The following is a 23069-nucleotide window of genomic DNA, read 5'->3' as shown; positions in this document are numbered from 1 at the left end:
TGGGTTCCTGTCCTCACCGAGTGGGCTCCGCGGTGCCGTGAGCACCGGGAATCTCCTGCTGCGCGTGTTGCGGTCGGTTGCCGCCCAAACCGGGCAGCAGCGAATGACCACGGTAGCTGACCACTGTTTGGGTCAGTCCCAGCGCCATCACCGCCGTGACCGCAGCGAAACCGATCCACCAGTCGGTCGGCAGCAGCACGCCCATCGAGCCGCCGATCACCCAGGACAACTGCAATACCGTTTCCGAGCGGCCGAAACCGGAGGCGATGGATTCGGCGGGGAGGTCGTCCTGGATGGAGGCATCCAGCGACACCTTCGCCAATGCGCTTGCGCCCGAGGCAACCAGGGTCGCGATGGCCGCGCCCATCAGGCTGTCCAGGTATGCCGCGATCACACCCGCCGCGACGCAGGCGATGGTGCAGATGAGGACGAGCTGGGTCGGGCGGCCCAGCTTCATGCGCGCACCGGTCGCATTGCCTGCGAAGTTGCCGATGGCCGCGGACGCGCCGAACACGCCGAGCATTGCGGCCAGTTTTGCTGGCTCGTGCTCGGTGGACTTGGCGACGAAAGGCACGTAGAAGAACAAGAATCCGGTCAGGAGGCGGACGGTGCTATTGCCCCACAGTCCCGTGACCACGGCTCGGCCCAGTGGCTGGCGGCGCCGACTCGGCTGCACCTCGGTGGTTTGATTCGCGCCCAGCACCTCGGTGTGTGAATCGTCGCCGTGGTATGTCAGGGTTGCTGGTACTTCGCCCTCGGTGACCTCGACCCATGACGGGATCTTCAGGCTCAGATAGCAACCCACGCCCGCCAGCACCGCGGCAAAGGCCAGCGCTCCGGCCGAATGGGCCACCAGGGCAATGAGTGCCGCGATGCCGCCCGCGCCCATCGTGCCACCCACCAGGCCGAATACGGTGAGACGGGAATTGGTGCGCACCAGGTCGATTCCCGCCGGCAGCACGCGCGGCGTTACCGCGCTCTTCAATACCGAGAACGACTTGCTGAGAATCATCATGCACAACGCGAGTGGATACAGCGCCCAGTTGTTCACATTGAAAATCAACAGGATTGCCACCAGCACACGCGCGGCGAACGACCCGGCCAGTGTCAGTCGACGACCTCGCTGCAATCGATCCAGTGCCGGACCGATCAACGGTGCGATCACCGCAAACGGGGCAATGGTGATCAACAGGTACAGCGCGACCTTGGTCTTGGATTCCGCGGTGGCACTGGCGAAGAACAGGGTGTTCGCCAATGCCACCCCTACCGCGGCATCCGTCGCGAAATTGGCCATGGTGGCGTAAACCAGTGCGGTCAGCCCGGATTCCTCCGCGCCATCGGCCTTGGCCGCACGCTGGAAGGTCGCGAAACCGCGCTCGGTGAGCTCCCGGCTGCGCCGCGCCGCCACCCGAGTGACGGTCAGCTTCTTCGGTGGTTTGTGCAGTCCTGGATCGGGCGCATCATCCTGCTCAGCCCCCAGGTCATGCGAATGTGTCAGCGGGCGCGTCGTTTCCGGATTGCCCGGATGCGGCTGTTCCGGTCGACCGGCAGGACCGCGCTCCGGCTCCTGCCGCCGTGCCTGCCCCGCACGCCCCTCGAGCTCCTCATGCGGAGTCGGCGGCGGTGTGTCATGCCGGGCGGGCGGCTGTGCCTCGTACCGAGCCGTCGGCGGGGCCGGACGCGTACCGCTCGGCCGCGCTCCCGGCGGCGGTGTGCCCCGGAATTCGGTGGTCGGTGCTGCCTGCGGCCCGGAGGTGTGGTCCGAGGCGACCGGCCGAGTGGACGGAGCCTCCGGCCGGTCCGACGGTGTCGGCTCCGACCGGCGTCGCCGCGACCAGCGCGAAGTGCTGCGGGGAGCTTGCTCGTCGGAAGCGTGCGGTGGGTCCGCCGGATGCGCCGGCTTGTGCCCGGCCAGGAACTCCGGCACCTCCGGCTCGTTGGTGCGCGACCCTCGCGCCGGGGTATTTGCGGGCGGGTACCGGTCGAATCCCGGATGCCGTTCGATGAGCGGAGACTCCTCGTCCCACCACCGACCGGAGTCGGCGCCTGAGTCTCGTGGAGTCGTCACGCCCCCAATTCTTGCAGTGTCGAAGACCGGCGGCTCCACTACCGCAGGTGTGCGCCGCCACATTGCGTCCCACACCGCCCCCAATTCCCGCCATCGGGCCGTTCCCGCGCAGGATTTCGCACACCGCGCATGGAATTTGCTGCTATTCGGTGCGCGGCGTGACAGCTTGTGTGCGGCAGTGGGCGTGCCGGTGCGCTGCGGCGTCAGGCGGGGACGAAGCGGACCTCGAAGGTGTACGGCCATTTCTTGCCGGTGAGGAGGAAGTGGTCGGTACCGGGGAGGTGGGCGATGCCGTTCAGGACGTCGGTGTCGGGGGTGCGGGAACCCTTCGGGAGGAGGCCGGAGGCGTCGATAACGCCCAGTACAGCGCCGGTTTCGGGATTGATGTGCAGGATGGTGTCGGTCGGCCAGGCGTTCGCGTAGACGGAACCGTCGGGGGCGCAGTCGAGTTCGTTGAGGCGGGTGCCGGTACGGCTGGTGAGGCTGATCGTTCCGGTGGGAGCGAAGGTGTGCGGGTCGCGGAAGGTGAGGGTGCTCGAACCATTGCTCATGAGAATTCGGTTGTCCCGGGTGCACAGGCCCCAGCCCTCGCCGTCGAAACCGGTGCGGCGCAGCTCGGTAAGGGTTTCCGGATCGCGGGCGATGGCGATGTGGTCCTGATAGGTGATCTGCCAGAGCACGTTTCCGGCGCGGGTGATGCCCTCGCCGAACAGGGGGGCCGGCAGGTCGGCGCGGGCCGGCTCGGTGCCGTCGGACAGCTTGCTCGCGCGGACGAAGGACTGTCCGGAAAGTCCGGTGCTCTCGTAGAGCGTGTCGCCGTCCACCTCCAGGCCCTCGGTGAAGGCCGCGGTGTCGTGTGCGCGCATGGCGACGACTTCGACACGCAGTTGCGGCGTGTCGTCCGGGCTGCTGCAGGCGGCCATAACGACGGCCAGGCACACGGCGGTGGCCAGAACAAGGGGGACGGCCGCTACCGGTGCACGGCGTTTGCGCTCCATACGGCAAAATGTAGGGCGTGAGCGCGGTTGGAGTTTCGGAGTCCGTTGTACGGCCGATCCTGGCGGAGGCGGTCGACCTGGCTCGCCGTGCGCTCTTGGAGTTGGAGCCGTTCGGCGTCGGCATGCATCTGGGCGTGACCACCGAGGACGATTCGGCGGCCACCCATCACTTCGAGGCCACCCTGCCGGGCTATCGGGGCTGGCAGTGGGCGGTGGTCGTGGCCGCCGCGCCTGGGGCCACTCGAGTCACGGTGAGCGAATCGGCGCTGCTACCCGGCCCGGACGCGCTGGTCGCGCCGGACTTCCTGCCGTGGGACCAGCGCATCCGCCCCGGCGATCTGGGACCCGGCGACCTGCTGGCCCCACTGCAGGACGATCCGCGCCTGGTGCCCGGCTATCTTGTCACCGGCGACCCGGTCGTCGACGAGGTCGCGCTCGAACTGGGTCTCGGCCGCAGCCGGGTGCTGAGCCGCGAAGGCCGCGAGGACGCCGCCGACCGCTGGTTCTCCGAATTCGGTCCCGACACCGATATGGCCCGTGCGGCACCCGCGAGCTGTGGCGTCTGTGGATTCTTCGTACCGCTGGCCGGCGCCCTGCGCGCCGGATTCGGCGTCTGCGCCAATGCCATGGGTGCGGACGGCCATGTGGTGCACCGCGAATACGGTTGCGGCGCACATTCGGACACCGAACTCCCCACCGGCGCCGGATCCCCGGCCTTCGAGGCCTATGACGACGCCGCCTTCGATATCGTCCCCGAATCGGAATTCCGTACTCGGGAGCAGCTCGCGGCTCTCGAAACTGCCTCCCGCGCAGCCGAATCCGCAGCCGAGAGCACTGAAATGTCCACGGTCGACGCACCTGTCGAGCTCGTGGCTGATGCGGAAGTCGAGTTCGTGACTGATGTGAACGAAGAAACCACGGTCGACCCCAACGGTGAGCCCGTGTCCGAGGTGAGTATCGAGCCCGCGACCGCGGTGAGTATTCCGCCCGGGACCGATGCGAACGCCGAGTACGCCGCCGAGGTGAGCATAACGCCCGCGGTCGATGCGAGCGCTACGCCCGCCGGCACGGGGACTGCGTTGAATGATGCTGTCGCCGAGGATATTCCGGTCGACGCCGAGACTGCTGTGGTCGCGGCCGATCTTGCGGACACGGCTGCTGCCGATGAGGATGTCATCGCCGACTCGGTGTCCGTGCTGGGCGATGTGAATGCCACGCAAGCCGCTGCGGCAACCGTGGAATCCGATGTTCCGGCCGCCCCGGCCGACAGCGGCCCCTTCACCCTCTTCGATGTGACCGACCCCGACGCGATGGAGGACGACGCCTGGGGCGTCACCGCTGTCCGCGTCGACTCCGAAACCGGTGCGGCACAGCCGGGCGACCCCGGAGCGCCGGAGTCCCGCTGAGCTTCGCGGCCGAGACCTCGGACGCGGCCGTCATGATCGGGGCGGGCCTGCCCGCCCACCCGGAGACTGCCGTGCGACCATGCGCCGAGCCGCTGCTCGTCGTGCTCCGAAGGCTCGAAAAGCCCTCGGGCGCGCGGTGTTCCGAGTCCAGGCGCGGTGGCCGGTGTGGGAAATTTTTCGGTAACGCGCCTATTGTGTGCTGTTCGCGTGCGGGTATACGGACGGCGATGCACGCCGTGCCGGTGTTGACGAGTGGAAGGGGTGCGTAGGTTGAACGGCGGTCTGGGAGTGGGGGATCCGTTCGATACTGCGGCGCTGCGGGCGGGGGTGGTCGCGGCGTGGCGGGGGTCGCCGACCCGGTTGCGTGAGGATGCGGCCACCGAGGCGGATCTGGTGCGGGCGGGGTATCGCGATCGGCTGCTGACTGAGCTGGCGCAGAATGCGGCGGATGCCGCGGCCAAAGCCGGCGTGGCCGGGCGGGTTGCGGTGTGGCTGGAGGGCCGCGCGCTGCATGTCGCGAATACCGGTGTGGAGCTTGATGTTTCGGGCGTACATGCGCTGACGGCGCTGCGTGCCTCCGCGAAGGGTAGCGCCGACGCCGCCGTGGGGCGGTTCGGCGTGGGGTTCACGGCGGTGCTGGCGGTGTCGGATGACATCGAATTCCGTTCCCGCAGTGGGTCGGTGCGGTTCTCGCGGGCCGATACGCATGCGCTGCTCGGGACGGAGGGGATCGATATCCCCGATGTCGAAGGTGGATTCGCGCCGCCCGCACTGCGGCTGGCGTGGCCGTCCGATGAGCGACCGGCCGCCGAATTCGACAGCGAAGTCGTCCTCACGCTGCGCGAGGATATCGACACCGTCGGACTGCTCACGGCCATGCGCGCAGAAGCGGTGGATCTTCTGCTGGAATTGCCTGCACTGCAACACATTCGAGTCGGCGACGATGAAATCGCGAGTACCGTAACCGAACTCGAAAACGGTATTCAGGAAGTGCGCGTCACCGGGCCCGAGGGCGAGGATCGCCGCTGGTGGCAGTACCGGACCGCGCACGCGCGCTGGCTGCTGCCGCTGCGCAGCGGCCGCCCGGTCGTGACGACACCGGATGTGCTGCGCGCACCCACCCGTTCGGACGAGGAGCTGTCGCTGCCGGCGCTGCTCATCGCAGATATTCCCATGCAGCCGGACCGCCGGCGCCTGCTGCCCGGCGCCAGGATCACCGACTTGGCCGCCGGCTACGCGGATTTCGCCCGCGCCCTGCCGCCGATCGATCGCCTGGTGCTGGTGCCCGCCCCGGCCTTCGCCCGCAGCGAGGCCGACAGCCTGCTGCGCGAGGCCCTGGTCGCAGAACTCCGCGAACACCCCTGGCTCCCGGTCCTGAGCACCTCGGACCACGCGTCGGCCACCGACCCCGTCCTCGCCGCCGATCTGGCCCTCGCATCGGACCCCGCGCACGAGCCCGACAGTGCCGCCGCATCCGCACTCGATGCCGGTCGCCCGAGTGATTCGGACGATCTGCTCGACGACGACCTGCTGTTCGGTGCGGCGCGTAACGGGGCCGGATCGGCGGTGCGGACCGCTTTCTCGATCGAGCGGCCCAGTCGGGTGAGTGTGTTCACCGGCGTCACAACGGAATTGGCGGCACTGCTCACCGAAATCGTGGGACCGCTGGTGATTCCGGAATTGTCCGGGCGCGCGGGTTCCGATGCCCTGGCGGCGCTGGATGTGCATCGGCTCGGGCTGGCCCGGATAGCGGAGTTGTCGAGCAGCCTGGAACGCGCACCGCAGTGGTGGTATTCGCTGTACGACGCCTTGGAGCCGTTCGTCCTCGATCCACTGTCGGTGGAGGAGCTCGGCGCTCTCGCGGTGCCGCTGGCGGATGGCCGGGTGGTGACCGGTCCGCGCACGGTGGTGCTGGACGATCAGCTGCAATCGCCGATTCCGGTGCACTGGGCGCGGCTGGCGCATCCGGAGGCCGCACACGAGCTGTTGGGGCGGCTGGGAGCGCGCGCTGCCACGCCCGAGGACCTGCTGAACGATCCTGCGCTGCAGGCGCAGCTGGAGGACGACCCGAGCGATCCCGATACCGTCGAGGCGGTACTGGGGCTGGCGGCGCATGCGGTGTCCGTGCCCGGCGCGCTGCCGTCCTGGCTCGGATCGCTCGAATTGCCGGACAGCACGGGTGAATTGCAGCCCGCCGACGAGCTGTTGCTCCCGGACGCACCGCTGGGCCGGATATTGGACGGGGAGTCCCCGCTCGGCACCGTCGCCGCGGAGACGCTCCAGCAGTACGGCCCGGAAGCCTTGCGCGCCATCGGTGTCGGCTGGAGTTTCACCGTGGTTACCGAGTCGGATCCGACGGGCCCGGACCATCACCTCGATGACGAGGAATCCTGGTGGGACCGTCTCGCCGACGATCCGCGCGAGCTGTGCGCCGTCCGCGACCTGGATCTGGTGGACGACGACAAATGGCCGGAAGCCTTGCAGCTCTTGCTGTCCGACGAGAACACCCGCCCGCTGCTCGGCGACCGTGACGGCTACACCGCGTGGTGGCTGCGCCGGCACGCGCACATCGACGGCATCGCGCTCGGCCGCATGCGGCATCCCGACGATACGACCTTCGACGGTCTGCTCCCGGTGATTCCCGGCTTCGGCACCCACGATCTGCGGGTGCTGCGCGCCGTGCTCGCCGATCCGGAGGTCATGTCCGCCGAGCTGGCCGAAGAGCTCATGGATGCACTCGCCGATCCGACGAGAATCCCTGTCCCCGAGGCGATTTCACAGACGCACCGCCGTCTGGCCGAGGGTCTCGCCGACGGCGTCCTGGAGGTGTCGGACCTGGATGCACCCGACAAGGTCCGCGCCCTGACCGGCGTGGTCATCGATGCCGCCGACGCCCTGGTCCTGGACCAGCCCTGGTTCGGCCCGGCCCTGCCCGCCGACCGCCTGATCGTCGGCGATATCGACACGGCCCCTTCACTGGCAGCCCTCCTCGACCTTCCCCTCGCCTCACAAGCGGTCACCGCCGAAGTCCTCGGCGAAGGCCGCCACACCACCTGGACCGCCGAACCCCTCGGTGTCCTGCTCCGCCTGCAATTCGGTTCCCCCACGCGCACAGGCGAACTCGTAATCCACGACGAACTCCGAGTCCGCCTCACCGGCGCAGTCGAAGCCACGGTCGCCGTCGCCTGGTGGCGTGAAGGCGACGTCACCCACGTCCAAGCGCACCCGCACATCGCGGTGCCGAACGACTGACCCCGCCGTCAGGGCTTAGCCGCCCCGTCATCCCGGCATGCTTTTGGCCGGGATCCACCGGTCCTCATTGGGGCGCTGTGGATCCCGGTTAAAAGCGCGCCGGGACGACGAGGTGCTGCGCCGGGATACGAGGGTGGTCATTCCCCGAAATCGCGTCAGGCGCGGGCATCCATCGGGGATGCCCGCGCCGGACGCGGTTGTATTGCGGGACAGTGCAGCTGGGGCAGATCAGCTGGCGTAGGAGCACACCATGGTGGCGAGAACGTCCAATTGCTCACGGACGGCGGCACTGTCGTTGTCGACGAGCCAGCGGAGCACTATGCCGTCGATGGTGGCGAGAATGAAGCGACTGAGCGTGCCGACGGGGAGGGACCACTGCGTCGACGTGGCTTCACGCGCATGCTCGACGATGTCGGCAAGGGTGGAGTCGTTGAACAAGTACTGCTCGCGAGCAATCGCGAGTTTTGCCGGAGTTAGTTCACCTTCGCGAAGTGCGTAGGTGGTTGTTTCGTAGGTGAGTAGTTGGCGTTCGGGAGTGGCTTCGACATTGAGCCACATGAGTTCGAGTGCCGCGCGCACCAATCTTTGAAGTGCTTCTTTTCCAGTTCCGACGTCTTGCCATACTGCTTCGTTGGCGTCGACGGAATCTCGCAATTCCATCGAAAGCGCCTTGACCAGCTCTGTCATCAGCTGGTCCTTGTTTTCGAAACAGTAATGCACCACACCGAGCGAAACACCGGCTGCCTGAGCAACATCGCGCGTGGTAACTCCTGCCACGCCCTTTTTTTCGGCAAGGCCGATGGCCGCCTCGATAAGGTGGGCCCGTCGTTCTTCGACGCTCAATCGGGAGGACACTCCAGGGAGTTAAGCGTCAACAACGCGTGCAGTCAATTCGCACGCTCATAAATTTTCTGCTGGACGCTCGTCCGGGGGTTACTCCAGCCCGAGTTGCGCGCCTTTGTCACCACGACGGGCGCCGCGGCGCTGGATAACGAAGAGGGCGTAGCCGAGCAGTCCGACTCCCAGACCCATCAGACAAATCGGGCGAGCGGTCGCCCAGCTGTCATTCAGCCAGACGGCGATGGTGGCGATCAGGAAGCCGATGCTGCCGATGGCCAGCACCGGACGCGGGTCGGTGAAGCGCGGGGGGATTTCCGGCACGGGCTGGGTCACGTCTCCAGAGTAGAAGGTGCAGGGGTGTAGCGGGGGACAGGGCGCGTACCGGTGGGTTCGCCACCTGGTGGCGGAGGTCTGATACTGAACCGGCGTCCCCGGCGGGAGGTGTCACGTATCGTTTGCCTCTGTGACAACGCCTTCCGATATTCGAGCGCTCGCCGGTGAACTGTCGCTGGCGGTAGTGCGCTTGACGCGACATCTGCGAGGTAGGCGCGCCGATGCCCAGATTTCGCTGACGCAGCTCTCCGCGCTCGCCACCCTCAATCGTGACGGCGCCATGACGCCGGGCACACTCGCCGCCAAGGAGCGCGTACAACCGCCGTCCATGACCCGGGTGATCGCCTCCCTGTCGGAAATGGCTCTGGTGGAGCGCAATCCGCACCCCACCGACGGCCGCCAGATCATCGTCTCGCTCTCGGAGTCCGGCCGCGCTCTCGTCGCCGACGAAAACCATGCGCGCGAAGCCTGGATGACCGAGCAGCTGTCGAGCCTGACCCCGGATCAGCTGAAGGTGCTCGGGCAGGCCGTCGGCATCATGAAGCAGATCGTCGACGAATCCGAGTAGCGCGGACCGGCTCTCGGGCCGCGTCAGTTCGGAGTGCGGCCGTACAGCGCGTATTCCTCGGCCAGCTCCGCCCGTAGCAGCGGGGTCAAGCGCTGGTACTCCGGCGTTTTCCCAGCGCCCAGGTAGATCGGGTCGTTCGCCAGCCAGGACTCGCGGCGCAGCGCGGGCTTGTCGATCTTCCGGGTGGCGGTGACCGGCAGCGCGGCGGTGATCCGCAGGAACCGCGGCGCCCACTTGGTACCGAGATCGCTTTGCCGGGCCAGGAATCGGCCGAACTCCGCCGGATCGAACTCCACCCCCGCGTCGAGTTCGAGCGTGGCCATCACCTGATCACCGGTGCGCGGGTCCGGCACCGGATAGACCGCCGCCAGTTTCACGCCCGGGAAGCGCGCCAGAATCCGTTCCACCGGTGCGGACGAGAAGTTCTCGCTGTCCACCCGGATGCGATCGCTGGAACGTCCTGCGAAGTAGAAGAATCCGGCCTCGTCCTGATAACCGAGATCGCCGGTGCGGAAGATCGCGCCGTCGATGCGCTCCGCACTGGCCTGCTCATTGCGGTAGTAACCCTCGAACATGGCCGCGCCCGTGATGTTCACGATCTCGCCGATCGCCTCCGCGGCATTGACCAGCGCACCCCGTTCATCGAAATACGCACGTGGACACGGCTTTCCGTGCTCGTCGTGAATTTCGATATTCATGAACTCGGGCGCCCGGCCGAGCGAATTCGGCGGTGAGTCCGGTGACAGCCGAATCACCACCCCGCCCTCGCTCGACCCGTAGCTCTCCACCGGCCGCACCCCGAACCGGCGCGCGAACTCGTCCCGGTCGCGTGGCGCCGCCTCGGTCCCGAAGGCGATGCGCAGCTTGGTATCTCGCTCCAGCGGTGACTCCGGCGCGGCCAGCAGATAGGCCAGCGACCGGCCGACATAGTTGAAATAGGTGGCCCCGAACCGGCGGATATCCGGCAGGAAACCAGAGACCGAGAACCGGCGTCGCATGGTGAAGGTCGCGCCGGTGAACACCGACGGCGCCCAGCACGCCATGATCGCATTGCCGTGGAACAGCGGCATGGCGTTGTAGGTGACATCCTCGCGGGTCAGCGAACAGTGGTTCATGGCGCCGAGTGCCGCCAGCCGCCCGGTCGTGCAGATCACGGCCTTCGGTGCGCCGGTGGAGCCGGAGGTGAAGGTCAGCAGCAGCCGGGTGGACCGCTCCCGCGCCTCGGGCGCGACCCGCACAGAATGGGTGGACGCGGCGGAAAGACGTTCGAGCCACGCGGATTCATCGACGGCCAGGATGCGGTCCGCGTCCACGCCGGTGTCCAGATCTGCGAGCAGTTCCCGCTGCTGCGAGTCGGTGATGATCAGATCGCAGTCCACGCCCCGGATATCGGCGGCCAGCTCGCCGCCGCGCCGGGTCGGATTGATGCCGATCAGCGTCGCACCCGACAGCGCGGCCGCGCCGAGCAGGAAGATGTACTCGGGCACATTCTCCAGCAGCACCCCGAGATGGAAGGGGCGGTCCGGGCGGCGCAGCTCGCCGAGCACCTCGGCGCGGGCGGCGCATTCCCGCACCACCTCGCCCCAGGTCCAGACGGAGTCCTCGAACCGCAACCCCGGATGCTCGTCGTGCTCGCGAAGCAGCAGCAGATCGGCGAAGGTCAGGCCGCGTTCGGCGACCTCGGCGGGTGTGAGCCGCGGGATCTCGGGGCCGGACGCCCACAGCGGATTGTCTTGCCTGGGCGGATTGTCGTGCATGACAACACTCTGCCGCGCCGGAGCGGGTTCAGGCGCCGAAAACCCGGTCACTGGGCACGATTTCGCGGCCGAGCGGCATTAGCGAGATCGGGATCAGCTTGAGGTTGGCCCAGGCGAACGGGATTCCGATAATGGTGATGGCCAGGGCAATGCTGGTGAACAGATGCCCGAGCGCCAGCCACCAGCCGGCGACGATGATCCAGATGACATTGCCGAGCATCGACGCCACACCGGCACCCGGCTTCTCGACCGCCTCCCGCCCGAACGGGAAGAGTACGAACGAGGCGATGCGGAACGAGGCGATGCCCCAGGGAATGGTCACGATCAGCACGCAGCAGATGAGCCCCGCGATCACATAACCCACGGCCATCCAGAATCCGACCAGGACGAGCCACAGGACGTTCAGAATCAGCTGGATCGGTTTCACCCTTCCAGCATGCCAGCGCCGCGGGGGTGTCCACCACGGGGAGAACCCTGACTTATCGGTGGGGGTACCGATCAGGGTGTGCGGGATTCGCATTGCGAGTGCCTGAATCGTCTCGCTCCGAGATCTCTTGTTGCAAATATCCCGCTAATGATCTCGAGTGACTCCGATCCGACTCGGGATTGCCTATTTATGGCTCTCGGGATTGAAGATTCAAGTTCGGTTGGCACCCTGAGGCGCGTGTATGGAACACGTGCACAGATAGAAGCACACTATGGGCAAACTATTGCGCCGGCGGGCGGGACAAGCCGGAGGACGGCATCGAGATAGCGTGAAACCGGCTGCGAGGCGGCACCCCCGGGGTGCCGCCTCGCAGCTGTCGTTCTGGCTCAGTGGAATTCCCGCGGGCTCAGAAGAACCAGCCGAGTTCCGGATCCTGCTCGCCGGTGAAGGCCGTGTCGAACGCGCGCAGTACTCCCGCATCCTTGGCTTGAATTCGGTTGGCGGCGGCGAAGACTCGTGCCCGATGCGCACCGAAGTACAGGCTGCCGAGCACATCGATGCCGAGTTCCAGCTCCGCCGGACGGCTGGTGGGCGTGCATTCGGCCACGCCGTCCCGCACCCGCAGTGCGAAGGTGCCGCCCGCATGGCGGAACGGATCCTGTACTGCCAGCACGGTATCCAGATCCTGCTGGTAGGTCCGGGCGGACAGCGCCGCCGGTACATCCATGACCCGCGCCCACACGCCGTCGTAACGGGCGGTGGTGCGGACCAGCCGCGGATTGGTCACCAGCAGGGGGAGTGGATCGTCGTCGGTGAGCGACGCCTCCACCTTCTTCAGCAGGTCGAGGCTCAGCAGCACCCGCCAGAGTGCGGCATGCGCCTCGGGCGTGACCGCGCGGAACTCGGCCACGGTCGCGATGGATTCGTCACTGCGCCACTGCCGTCGGTACAGCACATAACCGTCCGGATGGGTGAGCACGAACAGTGAGGACGCGCCCTCGCGATGGCGCTCCGGATCGGCGAACCAGATATTCCAGTTGGCGTCCGGGCGGGCCTGACCACCGGGGACCAGACGGCGCCAGCGGTCGTACACCTCCCGGATATGGTCCTGCGCCGCGACCAGGGTGGAGGTCTGCACGCCGCCGGGATCGGGTGCGGTGGGCCGGAATTCGGCCAGCGCCCGGTCGATGCTGACCACGTTCTCCACGGTGGCCGGGCCGTACCCGAACCGCCCGTAGATGGTGCCCTCGCTGGCGGTGAAGATGGTGAGCGGTATGCCCTCGGCTTCGGTGCGCTCGTGCTGCGCGGTGTAGAGCGCGCGCAGAATGCCGCGCCGCCGATGGGTGGGGGCGACCGTCACCGCGGACACGCCCGCCGCCTGCACGGTGGCCGCACCGGGCACGGTGACCGTCATGGTCCGGTCCACGGTATGCCCGACGATCCGCCCCTCGTCGACGGCGACAATCGCTCGGTCGATGGGGAACAGACCCGGAATATTCTCGATTTCGGACTGGTCGTAGCGCATGCCGAAGCACACTTCGGCCAGCTCCAGAATTGCCGGCCAGTCGCTCTCGGTGGCCGAACGCAGGGTAATGCCATTCGTCGATGCCATGGTTCGACCATCCCATGAATCCGGCATCCCGCGCATTCGGTTTTCCCTCCGCGTGGCGCCACCCGCCCCCGACTCTTCTTCGGATGGCGCCACACGGCCCCCTCGTCCCCCCGGTTCCACGCCGGCCCCCCGACCCGGCGCGTCCCCCCGGCCAGTGCCGTCCCCCGACGACGCTGGCCCCGGATCAGCTCGTCCCCCCGGACCAGCTGTTCCCCCCGGATCAGCGCTCGTCCCCCAGACCAGCGCTGACCAGATTGTTGCCCCCAGGCAATCCCCCGCTTTGGTGTGAACCCCCGACCCCCGAGTTGTTTGGTTACCCCGTCCCCCCGGACGGTGCCCCCGGCGATCGGCGGATCAGGGATGCGGGGCGAGCGCCATGATGATGTTGATCAGATTGCCGATTGCGGCGGTGGCGTTTGCGGCGATAGAAGAGCCGGCATCGAGCAGGTACAGCATGATATTTCCCTCTCAGCTGTATGCGCCTGTGGCACATACTCTTTCGTTTCCCTTCGAGATCATTTCGATCTCGTGGGAACAACAATGCCGGGGGTCGCTGTCGATCTCCTTAAGAAGACCTTGCAGTCCACGTTAACGCCGGGAAATGCTGTGCGATAAGGGCTTCCGAAACGACGAAACCCGCCTCCGTTGTGCCGGAGGCGGGTTCGATGTCAGGTACTACGGCACCGAGCTCAGCGCTCGGAAATGCCCTTGTAGTCACGCTCGGCATAACCGGTGTAGATCTGGCGCGGACGGCCGATCTTCAGCGGCTCGCGGTGCATTTCCCGCCAGTGCGCGATCCAGCCCGGCAGCCGGCCCATGGCGAACAGCACGGTGAACATGCGGGTCGGGAAGCCCATGGCGCGGTAGACGACACCGGTGTAGAAGTCGACATTCGGGTACAGGCGGCGCTCGATGAAGTACTCATCGGTCAGCGCGGCTTCCTCGAGCGCCTTGGCGATAGCGAAGAGCTGATCATCGCCGCCGAGCTTGGACAGGATGGCATCGGCGTGCTGCTTGGCGATGGTCGCGCGCGGGTCGTAATTGCGGTAGACGCGGTGCCCGAAGCCCATGAGCTTCACGCCGTCTTCCTTGTTCTTGACCTTGCGGATGAACTCCTTGACGTCGCCGCCGTTCGCCTTGATGTCGTCCAGCATCTCCAGCACGGCCTGGTTGGCGCCGCCGTGCAGCGGGCCCCAGAGTGCGTTGATGCCGCCGGAGACGGAGGTGAACAGGTTGGCGTCCGACGAACCCACCAGGCGCACGGTCGAAGTCGAGCAGTTCTGCTCGTGATCGGCGTGCAGCACCAGCAGCATGTCCAGCGCGGCGGCGACCTCGGGATCGACCTCGTACGGCTCGGCCGGGAAACCGAAGGTCATGCGCAGGAAGTTCTCGACCAGGCTCAGCGAGTTGTCCGGGTACAGGAACGGCTGGCCGACCGACTTCTTGTAGGCGTAGGCCGCGATGGTCGGCAGCTTGGCCAGCAGTCGGATGGTGGAAAGCTCGACCTGCTCGGGATCGCGCGGGTCCAGCGAGTCCTGGTAGTACGCCGACAGCGCGTTCACCGCGGACGACAGCACCGGCATCGGGTGCGCATTGCGCGGGAAGCCGTCGAAGAACCGCTTCAGATCCTCGTGCAGCAGGGTGTGCCGGCGGATCCGGTCGGTGAAATCGTCCAGCTGGGCCTGCGTCGGCAGCTCACCGTAGATGAGCAGGTAGCTGACCTCGATGAAACTGGCCTTACCGGCCAGCTGCTCGATCGGGTAGCCGCGGTAGCGCAGAATGCCCGCTTCGCCATCGATATAGGTGATGGACGATTTGGTCGACGCGGTATTCATGAAACCCGGGTCGTAGGTGACGTACCCGGTGCTGGCCAGCAGCTTGCCCAGGTCTATTCCGTCATTTCCCTCGACCGCCTTGGCGACCGTCATGGGGTACTCGCCGCCGGGGTAAGTCAGCACCGGCTTGGCGTCGTCGTCGACGTTGATGATGTTCTCAGCGGGCACGGAAGGATCCCTCTCAGGCTTGAAACCATAGGCATCGGCGGGTGGCGACGACGCGCTTGCGTCAACGCTAGCCGTTGTCCAGTACGCCCGACTAACGAGGGGTCACCAATAACTACCTCACAGTCACTTCGCTGCCAGGTGAGGTTCGAGGCTCTCCTGTGCTATTGGCATCGGCCGTGCTCAGGTGGTCTGCAATTGCGAGTGCGCACGTCCCACCCGGTACCGCAGGAAAGCAGGGAAGAGCAGGGCCGCGACGACCATGCCGATCACCACGAGGAATCCGCCACCGGCCGCTGCTACCGCGGTACCCACCGCCGCGGCCGCGAAACCGTGCGCAACATCACCGATGCGGGGTCCGCCCGCCACCACCACGATGAATACGCCCTGCAGCCGCCCGCGCATCTCGTCGGTGGCCACCGACTGCAGCATGGTGGTGCGTAGCGCCGCCGAGAACATGTCGACCGCACCGCCGAAAGCCAAGCAGGCGAGCGCGATCCACAGCGCCACCGTGGTGCTCAGCGCATGCCCCGCCGCACCGATGGCCAGACCGAAGCCGACCATGCCGATGCCCCACAGCACGATGCAGACCACCACGGCCAAGCCCTGCCTGCGGATTCGCGTGAGCCAGCCGGAGAAGACGCCACCCAGCACGGCGCCCACCGACATGGCGGCGAAGAGCAGGCCCAGCGCGGTGCCGCCGGAATTGCTGCCGGGGAACGTATCCAGTGCGATCTGCGGGAACAGCGCACGCGACATACCGAAGACCATGGCCACCACATCGACGGCGAAGGACGCCAACAGGATTCGCTGCGTCGCGAGATAGACGAAACCGTCCAGGACCTCACGCAATCCGGCCCGGCGGGCGGTACCGGTGGGCGGGATCGGGGGCAGCTTCCAGATGGCCCACAGCGTGGCGAGCAGGAAGAACGAATCGATCAGATACAGCGTGGCCAGACCGCTGAACGGAATCAGCATGCCCGCCGTCACCGGTCCGGCGATCGCCCCGAACTGCATGACCGTCATGCTCAGCGAATTGGCCGCGGGCAGCTGCTCGGGAGGCAGCAGACGCGGGTAGATGGCCGCGCGGGCAGGCTGATTCATCGCGAAGAACGCCTGCTGCACCGAGAACAGCACCAGCACCAGCCACGGATTGTTCATGCCCGCCGCCGCCTGCGCCCAGAACGCCACGGAGGTGAGGCCCGTACCGGTGCTGGTGATCAGCAACAACTTCCGGCGATCCATGACATCGGCGAGCGCACCGCCCCAGAGCCCGAACACGATGAGCGGGATCAGGCCGAAGAGTCCGGCCAGCCCGACATAGGAGGAGCTGTGCGTGATGTCGTACAGCTGCTTGGGAACCGCTACCACCGATAGCTGCGCGCCGATAACCGTGACGATGCCGGTGGTCCAGAGCCTCCGGTAGTCAGCGTTGCGTAAGGGGGTTATATCGGCGAGCAGCTTCACCGCGGTGACATTAGCCAGCCTAAACACGGCTTGGCTAGGCAATTTGGGCGAAACATCCCACCATTTGAGAGTGTTTTATCCCACGAGTTTTAACGTTCCCCTGACGTGCTGGGATCCACACTCTCGCACACCCGTTCAGGGCTGTAGACGCTCGACCTTCATCGCCGAAACCTCGGTACTGCCGGGCTCCAGCGTCATCTTGAGGCGGTTGTGCATCCGGCTGCGCCGCCCCTGCCAGAACTCCACAGTCTCCGGCTGGATCTGGAATCCGCCCCAGAACGGCGGCACCGGAACCGCATCCAGTCCGGTGAAGCGCTCGGTGGTGGCCTCCCACTGCTCATCCAGCCCGGCCCGCGAATCGATGGCCCGCGACTGCTGCGAAGCCCATGCGCCCAGCTGCGAACCCCGCGGGCGCGATCGCCAGTAGACCTCGGTGACCTCGGCCGCGACCCGTCGCACCGGACCGCGCACCGTCACCTGCCGGCCCAGCACCGGCCAGACGAAAGTCGCCGACGCATACGGCGTCGCCGTGAGCTGGCGACCCTTGAAGGATTCGTAATTCGTGTAAAAAGTCACACCTTCGGGCGACAGGCCCTTGCAGAGCACGGTCCGCGAGGCCGGATGCGGACCCGATTCGGTGATTTCCACGGTGGCCAGCACCATGGCATTCGAGTCGGTGATCCCGGCACTGGTGGCATGCTCGATCCAGTTGCGCAGCAACGGTTCCCAACCGTCCGCCAACCAGCTCTCGTCGAGGTCGGTATCCAGGCCCGGATGATTGTCTCCGGCGTCCACTCCGTACTCCACGCGCATGGCGGCGATATCGAGGTCGGGAGTGGCGGAATTCTCCTGGTCGCGCATGGGCCAGACGTTACTCCGCAGTAATGCGCGCGTTAAGGTCTAGATGATCGGCGTGGCTGCCCATGGATCGGGTGGCCCGACTTTGCAAGGAGAGTCACAACATGACTGCCAGCGCTGCGACCAGCCCTGTCATCCCAGCTGACTTCGTCAGCGGTCTCGAAGGCGTGGTGGCATTCACCACCGATATCGCCGAACCGGACAAGGACGGTGGTGCGCTCCGGTATCGCGGCGTCGATATCGAGGACCTGGTCGCGAACCGGGTCACCTTCGGCGACGTGTGGTCCCTCCTGGTGGACGGCGAATTCGGGCACGGGCTCCCGCCCGCCGAGCCGTTCCCGCTGCCGATCCACACCGGCGACGTGCGCGTCGACGTGCAGGCCGGCCTGGCCATGCTCGCCCCGATCTGGGGCTACCAGCCACTGCTGGACATCGACGACGACACCGCTCGCGACAATCTGGCCCGCGCCTCGGTCATGGCGCTGTCCTATGTCGCCCAGTCGGCGCGCGGCATCTACCAGCCGGCCGTGCCGCAGAAGAAGATCGACGAGTGCACCACCATTACCGAGCGGTTCATGACCCGCTGGAAGGGTGACCCGGACCCCAAGCACACCGAGGCCATCGACGCCTACTGGGTGTCCGCCGCCGAGCACGGCATGAACGCCTCCACCTTCACCGCCCGCGTCATCGCCTCCACCGGCGCCGACGTGGCCGCCTCGCTGTCCGGCGCCATCGGCGCCATGTCCGGCCCGCTGCACGGCGGCGCCCCGGCCCGGGTGCTCCCCATGATCGAAGCGGTCGAGCAGTCCGGCGATGCCCGCGCGCTGGTCAAGGGCATTCTGGACCGCAAGGAAAAGCTCATGGGCTTCGGCCACCGGGTCTACCGGGCCGAGGACCCGCGCGCTCGCGTGCTGCGCGCCACCGCCAAGCGCCTGGACGCCCCGCGCTACGAGGTCGCCGCCGCACTCGAGCAGGCCGCCCTCGCCGAACTGCGCGAACGCCGCCCCGACCGCGCCATCGAAACCAATGTCGAGTTCTGGGCCGCCGTCATCCTCGACTTCGCCGAGGTACCGGCGCACATGATGCCCGCCATGTTCACCTGTGGCCGCACCGCCGGCTGGTGTGCGCACATCCTCGAGCAGAAGAAGCTCGGCAAGCTGGTCCGCCCGGCCGCCATCTACACCGGCCCGGCCCCGCGCCTGCCGGAGGCAGTGACCGGCTGGGAAACCGTCGTCCGCAAGTAGCAGCACCCCGGCACAGTTCGCGGCTCGCAACGGAATTCCGTTGCGAGCCGCGCTGTTTCGAACCTCGGACCGCTAGACCTTGATCACGACGGTGTGGACGATCTTGTCGCAGAGCGTCTGGCGCTTCTCGTCCCACAGTGGCCAGAGCCAGCCGAGGTAGCAGGCCATGCTGTCGACGACGTGCAGGAACGTGCGCCCCAGTGCCAAGCCGAAACCCAGTGGCTGACCATCGAATTCGCGCACGACGCGAATTTTGAGCGCCTTCTTGCCCGGAGTCTGGCCGCTGGAGCCTTCGAGGTAGACCAGGAATAATCCGCCGGCGATGAAGACCGTCAATGCCAGAAATAGGCAGATGTAGCCCACGGCGTTGAAGCCGCCACCGCGGCACACCGAGTCGTAGTCATAATTCGAGCTGGAACTCGAACTGTAGGTGGAGCAATCGGCGTAATCGATGCCGAGCGTCACCCCCAAAATCTCCAGGATGACGACGGGCACGAAGAAGATCAGCCTGTCGATGAGGAACGCGCCGACCCGGGCACCCCAATGTGCGTACGGCAGTTGCGGTTGGCCGTAACGGTTGTCGAAGGGGGAGTAGCCGTAGCCTGCTGGGGCGTATCCCTGTTGCGGGTAGTTGTATCCCGGCTGCGCGGGCTGCTGCTGGGGATACCCGTAGCCCGGCGGCGGGCCGTCCTGCGGGGGATATCCGTACGCCGGCTGCTGTGGATAGCCCTCCCCGGGCTGCTGCGGCGGGTACGGATTGTTCGGGTAGGTCATGTACTTCCTTGTGCGAGTCGAAAACAGTCAGCGCCGTGATGACGCGATGCCCCCCGATTGCCGCCGATTGTCTGTCGGCCGCAAGGTGACTGGGCCGCTACAGTCTGGAGCACCCTGGTGACGCAGGCGCGCCGGAGGGACAGTTGTCAGGTATGGCGGAGGTGTGATGTGGCGCTGGAGATGAGAATTCGCTGTGAACGCTGCGTGGTTGCGGAGCTGCCGCAAGACGGTCCGGCGCTGATCTGCGCGTACGAGTGCACATTCTGTGAGTCGTGTGGTCGAACAATGAATTACATCTGCCCGAATTGTGGTGGCGAATTGGTAACCAGGCAGCGAATGTCCAAATCGCGATGATTCAGGTCCTGGCAATGCAGTTTCGATTGACATAACCTGCGACAGTGCTCGATGCAGGACTATCTCGGAGACGACTACTCACCGCCGGCGCGGCCCTTGCCGCCGGCTTCGTTACCGCTGGTTGCGGCTCCGCCACCGGCCATGCGGCCGATCGAATCGCCGAGACCTCGCCGGACCGGACAGCAGGCCTGGCGGCGACGAAATTGCCGTTGACTTCGACCGGCATGACCCCCGATGCGGTGGCCGCCAAATACGCGGGGAAGAAGCCGCAGCAGTGGGGTACGGATATCCCCGGCATCATCACCAATTTCAATGCCACGGGTAAACAGTTCGCCGTCACCTTCGATGCGTGCGGCGGTCCGGGCAACAACGATATCGACGAGAATCTGCTGAGTTTGCTGATCGCACAGCAGATTCCGGCCACCCTCTTCGTGAACCGGCGCTGGATCGACGCAAATCAAGCGCGCGCCGCGCAGTTGGCGGCCAACCCGCTTTTCGAACTCGGCAATCACGGCACCGCGCACCGGCCGCTCTCGGTGAACGGCCGGGCCGCCTACGAGATCAAGGGCACCGGTTCCCCGCAGGAGGCGGTCGACGAGGTGTGGGGCAATCACGAGCGGCTGGTGGCGCTCACCGGCCGTGCTCCCCGCTTTTTCCGCACCGGCACCGCTCATTACGACGAACTCGCGGTCTCGATCGTCCAGGATCTCGGCGAAACGCCGGTCGGCTTCTCCATCAATGCCGACCTCGGCGCGACCGCCACGGCCGCTCAGGTCCAGGCCAATATGCTGAAGGCCCAGTCCGGCGGCATCTCCCTCGCGCATATGCACCGCCCCAAATCGGGCACCGGGCCCGGTATGTACAACTCGATCCCGGCCTTGCGCTCCAACGGGTTTGCCTTCGTCGGACTGCCTTAGTCAAACTGCCGTAGCCGCAGGTCAGCGGTCGCGGGAGGCCTTCCAGTCGACGGCGACCGATTCGCCGCGATCGACGGTGAAGAACGCGACCTCCAGCCGCCGGCCGAGGTCCACCAGTTCCAGTGCGGACAGCGGAACCGGGTGGACGATCCGGACCCGCCACGGGGCGGGCTCGTCCCAGGCGTGCAATTCGAGGTCCAAGCGCAGCACCGGATCGTCGCGCCCGGTGTAGTCGGCGGCCACCGGGGTGGTGGCCAGCACGGTGGCCTGGGCGCGGCGGCCGTCGCTGAGGATCTTGGCGATATTGGTGCGAGCCGTCTCGTTGACGGCGGGGACGTAGAGGACCACGCGGTCGTGATCGCCCGGATCCACCCGGCAGGCGATGATGTCGCCGGGTTGCATCCACTCCTGATCAGGGGGGCTGACGCGCTGACGGACCCGGGTCTCGTAGGCGTGCTCGCCTTCCAATTGGATGCGGACCCAATATTCGTGGCCGGAATCCGGTCCGTCGTCCTCCGCGGAACCCCGCGCCCCGCGCACGCTCAGAACGGTGGCGGTGCCCTCCGTGCCGTGGATGAGCAGTTCGCGGCGAGCGGCATCGTCGAGCCCCGGACCGCGTCCGGGTGCCGCGAGATGCAGTCGTAAGCCGCGCGAACCGAATTGCGAGGACAGCCGGAGCCCGGACAACCGCCGGAACAGTCCGGGGCGGGGCCCCTCACCTGGGGTATCGCGTTGTGTACCTGCCGAATTCGGAAGGCCGTCGGATCGATCGGCGGTGGGACTCGGTCGCTCGTGCGCGGCCATGCTCATGATGGTGAACGGTAATGCCTGTGTGGCCCGCACCACAGCGATACCCGCTGTATCCGGAGGGTCGCGGTCCGATCATGTTGCGCTGCCCACCCACTCGTTTCGGCGATAATGCGCAGCAACTACCCTGGTCGCCATGACCTCTGCGTTCCCGGCCATCCCCGACGATCTCAAGCCCGCCGACGGACGGTTCGGCTGCGGACCCTCCAAGGTGCGTCCCGAACAGCTGCAGTCCCTGGTGGATACCGGTGCCTCCGTATTCGGCACCTCGCACCGGCAGAAGCCGGTCAAGGACGTGGTGGCGCGGGTGCGCACCGGCCTACGCGAATTGTTCACCCTGCCCGACGGTTACGAGGTCGTGCTGGGCAACGGCGGCACCACGGCGTTCTGGGACGCGGCCGCCTTCGGCCTGATCCGGGAGAAGTCGCTGCACCTGAGCAATGGCGAGTTCTCCTCCAAGTTCGCCTCCGTGGCCAAGGGCAACCCGTTCATCGGCGACCCGATCGTGGTGAAGTCCGAGCCGGGCAGCGCACCCGAGCCGACCTCCGATCCGTCGGTCGACCTCATCGGCTGGGCCCACAACGAGACCTCCACCGGTGTCGCCATCCCCGTCTCGCGTCCCGCGGGCTCGGAGCATGCGCTGATCGCCATCGACGCCACCTCCGGCGCAGGTGGTCTGCCGGTGAATGTGGCCGACTCCGATGTGTACTACTTCGCGCCGCAGAAGTGCTTCGCCTCCGACGGTGGTCTGTGGATCGCGCTGATGAGCCCGGCCGCGCTGGCTCGCGTCGAGGAGATCAAGAACTCGGGTCGCTGGACCCCCGAATTCCTGTCGCTGCCGATTGCGGTCGACAACAGCACCAAGGATCAGACCTACAACACTCCGGCACTCGCCACGCTGTTGCTGTTTGCGAATCAGATCGAATGGATGAATGGGAACGGCGGCCTGGATTGGGCGGTCAAGCGCACCGCCGATTCTTCCTCGCGTCTGTACTCGTGGGCCGAGACCAGCGAATATGCGACTCCGTTCGTAGCGAACCCGGCACACCGCTCGCAGGTTGTCGGCACCATCGACTTCGCGGATACCGTGGATGCCGCACAGGTTGCGAAGGTGCTGCGCGCCAACGGAATCGTGGATACCGAGCCGTACCGTAAGCTGGGTCGTAACCAGCTGCGCGTAGGCATGTTCCCGGCCATCGACCCCGAGGATGTGTCGCAGCTGACCCGCTGCATTGATTGGGTCGTAGAAAAGATCGGCTGATACCGAAACTTAGACACAGTATGCGGCGCGGAGCTCTGGTGACAGATTTCCGCGCCGCGTGTCTTGCCCCACGAACCCCAGAAGTGCACTACTGTTCCATTATCGTGGGCGGTGTCTCGAGCCTGG

The 23069-nt window shown here is 66.5% G+C and carries 19 protein-coding genes; 7 read left to right on the top strand and 12 right to left on the bottom strand.

The window, feature by feature from the left end:
- Positions 1 to 13: 13 nt before the first annotated feature.
- The gene (locus tag JWN03_RS32985; RefSeq protein WP_297623166.1) at positions 14 to 2068 is read right to left on the bottom strand and encodes an MFS transporter; all 2055 of its coding nucleotides are present in this window, start codon (positions 2066 to 2068) and stop codon (positions 14 to 16) included.
- A gap of 203 nt (positions 2069 to 2271) precedes the next feature.
- Positions 2272 to 3066, bottom strand: coding sequence for a glutaminyl-peptide cyclotransferase (locus tag JWN03_RS32980; protein WP_297623164.1), 795 nt, complete (start codon positions 3064 to 3066; stop codon positions 2272 to 2274).
- Positions 3067 to 3083: 17 nt separating this feature from the next.
- Here JWN03_RS32980 and JWN03_RS45875 point away from each other — a divergent pair, with 17 nt between their 5' ends.
- A complete protein-coding gene (locus JWN03_RS45875) occupies positions 3084 to 4472 on the top strand; it encodes a DUF3027 domain-containing protein (RefSeq protein WP_441343101.1) in 1389 nt (462 codons plus the stop codon).
- A 270-nt stretch (positions 4473 to 4742) separates the two neighbouring features.
- A complete protein-coding gene (locus JWN03_RS32970) occupies positions 4743 to 7724 on the top strand; it encodes a sacsin N-terminal ATP-binding-like domain-containing protein (protein WP_441343106.1) in 2982 nt (993 codons plus the stop codon).
- A 228-nt stretch (positions 7725 to 7952) separates the two neighbouring features.
- Here the strand turns inward: JWN03_RS32970 and JWN03_RS32965 are convergent, their stop codons facing one another.
- Positions 7953 to 8567, bottom strand: coding sequence for a TetR/AcrR family transcriptional regulator (locus JWN03_RS32965; RefSeq protein WP_297623162.1), 615 nt, complete (start codon positions 8565 to 8567; stop codon positions 7953 to 7955).
- Between the two features lie 90 nt (positions 8568 to 8657).
- Positions 8658 to 8897 carry a DUF2530 domain-containing protein gene (locus JWN03_RS32960; RefSeq protein ID WP_297623160.1) on the bottom strand — a complete coding sequence of 80 codons (240 nt, stop codon included), beginning with the start codon at positions 8895 to 8897 and terminating at the stop codon, positions 8658 to 8660.
- Between the two features lie 130 nt (positions 8898 to 9027).
- Here JWN03_RS32960 and JWN03_RS32955 point away from each other — a divergent pair, with 130 nt between their 5' ends.
- On the top strand, positions 9028 to 9465 hold the full coding sequence (locus JWN03_RS32955) for a MarR family winged helix-turn-helix transcriptional regulator (protein ID WP_297623158.1): 438 nt from the start codon (positions 9028 to 9030) through the stop codon (positions 9463 to 9465).
- 23 nt (positions 9466 to 9488) lie between these two features.
- On the opposite strand, the gene JWN03_RS32950 is transcribed toward JWN03_RS32955, so the two are convergent.
- The 6 genes from JWN03_RS32950 to pdxH form a co-directional block, all read right to left on the bottom strand.
- The gene (locus tag JWN03_RS32950; RefSeq protein ID WP_297623156.1) at positions 9489 to 11222 is read right to left on the bottom strand and encodes an AMP-binding protein; all 1734 of its coding nucleotides are present in this window, start codon (positions 11220 to 11222) and stop codon (positions 9489 to 9491) included.
- Between the two features lie 28 nt (positions 11223 to 11250).
- Positions 11251 to 11640 carry a YccF domain-containing protein gene (locus JWN03_RS32945; protein WP_297623401.1) on the bottom strand — a complete coding sequence of 130 codons (390 nt, stop codon included), beginning with the start codon at positions 11638 to 11640 and terminating at the stop codon, positions 11251 to 11253.
- Positions 11641 to 12055: 415 nt separating this feature from the next.
- On the bottom strand, positions 12056 to 13261 hold the full coding sequence (locus JWN03_RS32940) for a GNAT family N-acetyltransferase (protein ID WP_297623154.1): 1206 nt from the start codon (positions 13259 to 13261) through the stop codon (positions 12056 to 12058).
- Positions 13262 to 13950: 689 nt separating this feature from the next.
- A complete protein-coding gene (locus JWN03_RS32935) occupies positions 13951 to 15264 on the bottom strand; it encodes a citrate synthase (RefSeq protein ID WP_297623152.1) in 1314 nt (437 codons plus the stop codon).
- Positions 15265 to 15444: 180 nt separating this feature from the next.
- Complete coding sequence (locus JWN03_RS32930; RefSeq protein ID WP_297623150.1) at positions 15445 to 16728, bottom strand: MFS transporter; 1284 nt, start codon at positions 16726 to 16728, stop codon at positions 15445 to 15447.
- A gap of 135 nt (positions 16729 to 16863) precedes the next feature.
- The gene (gene pdxH, locus JWN03_RS32925) at positions 16864 to 17589 is read right to left on the bottom strand and encodes a pyridoxamine 5'-phosphate oxidase (protein ID WP_297623149.1); all 726 of its coding nucleotides are present in this window, start codon (positions 17587 to 17589) and stop codon (positions 16864 to 16866) included.
- Between the two features lie 101 nt (positions 17590 to 17690).
- On the opposite strand from pdxH, the gene JWN03_RS32920 reads away from it, so the two are divergent.
- Positions 17691 to 18830 carry a citrate synthase 2 gene (locus JWN03_RS32920; RefSeq protein ID WP_297623147.1) on the top strand — a complete coding sequence of 380 codons (1140 nt, stop codon included), beginning with the start codon at positions 17691 to 17693 and terminating at the stop codon, positions 18828 to 18830.
- A gap of 72 nt (positions 18831 to 18902) precedes the next feature.
- On the opposite strand, the gene JWN03_RS32915 is transcribed toward JWN03_RS32920, so the two are convergent.
- Positions 18903 to 19604, bottom strand: coding sequence for an RDD family protein (locus JWN03_RS32915; protein WP_297623145.1), 702 nt, complete (start codon positions 19602 to 19604; stop codon positions 18903 to 18905).
- A 180-nt stretch (positions 19605 to 19784) separates the two neighbouring features.
- On the opposite strand from JWN03_RS32915, the gene JWN03_RS32910 reads away from it, so the two are divergent.
- Both JWN03_RS32910 and JWN03_RS32905 read left to right on the top strand, forming a co-directional pair.
- Positions 19785 to 19958 (top strand): DUF1272 domain-containing protein, encoded by a 174-nt coding sequence (locus JWN03_RS32910; RefSeq protein WP_297623398.1) that lies wholly within the window; start codon positions 19785 to 19787, stop codon positions 19956 to 19958.
- A 44-nt stretch (positions 19959 to 20002) separates the two neighbouring features.
- On the top strand, positions 20003 to 20875 hold the full coding sequence (locus tag JWN03_RS32905) for a polysaccharide deacetylase family protein (RefSeq protein WP_297623142.1): 873 nt from the start codon (positions 20003 to 20005) through the stop codon (positions 20873 to 20875).
- A gap of 21 nt (positions 20876 to 20896) precedes the next feature.
- Here JWN03_RS32905 and JWN03_RS32900 read toward each other — a convergent pair whose 3' ends face one another.
- Positions 20897 to 21685 carry a hypothetical protein gene (locus JWN03_RS32900; RefSeq protein WP_297623140.1) on the bottom strand — a complete coding sequence of 263 codons (789 nt, stop codon included), beginning with the start codon at positions 21683 to 21685 and terminating at the stop codon, positions 20897 to 20899.
- 133 nt (positions 21686 to 21818) lie between these two features.
- Between JWN03_RS32900 and serC the strand changes: the two genes are divergently transcribed.
- Positions 21819 to 22943 carry a phosphoserine transaminase gene (gene serC / locus JWN03_RS32895; RefSeq protein WP_297623137.1) on the top strand — a complete coding sequence of 375 codons (1125 nt, stop codon included), beginning with the start codon at positions 21819 to 21821 and terminating at the stop codon, positions 22941 to 22943.
- The last annotated feature ends 126 nt before the right edge of the window (positions 22944 to 23069 follow it).

The sequence above is a fragment of the Nocardia sp. genome (assembly GCF_025465275.1).
Classification (GTDB): Bacteria; Actinomycetota; Actinomycetes; order Mycobacteriales; family Mycobacteriaceae; genus Nocardia.
The sequence above is the reverse complement of the archived record's forward strand: the minus strand, read 5'-3'. Positions and strand labels throughout refer to the sequence as shown.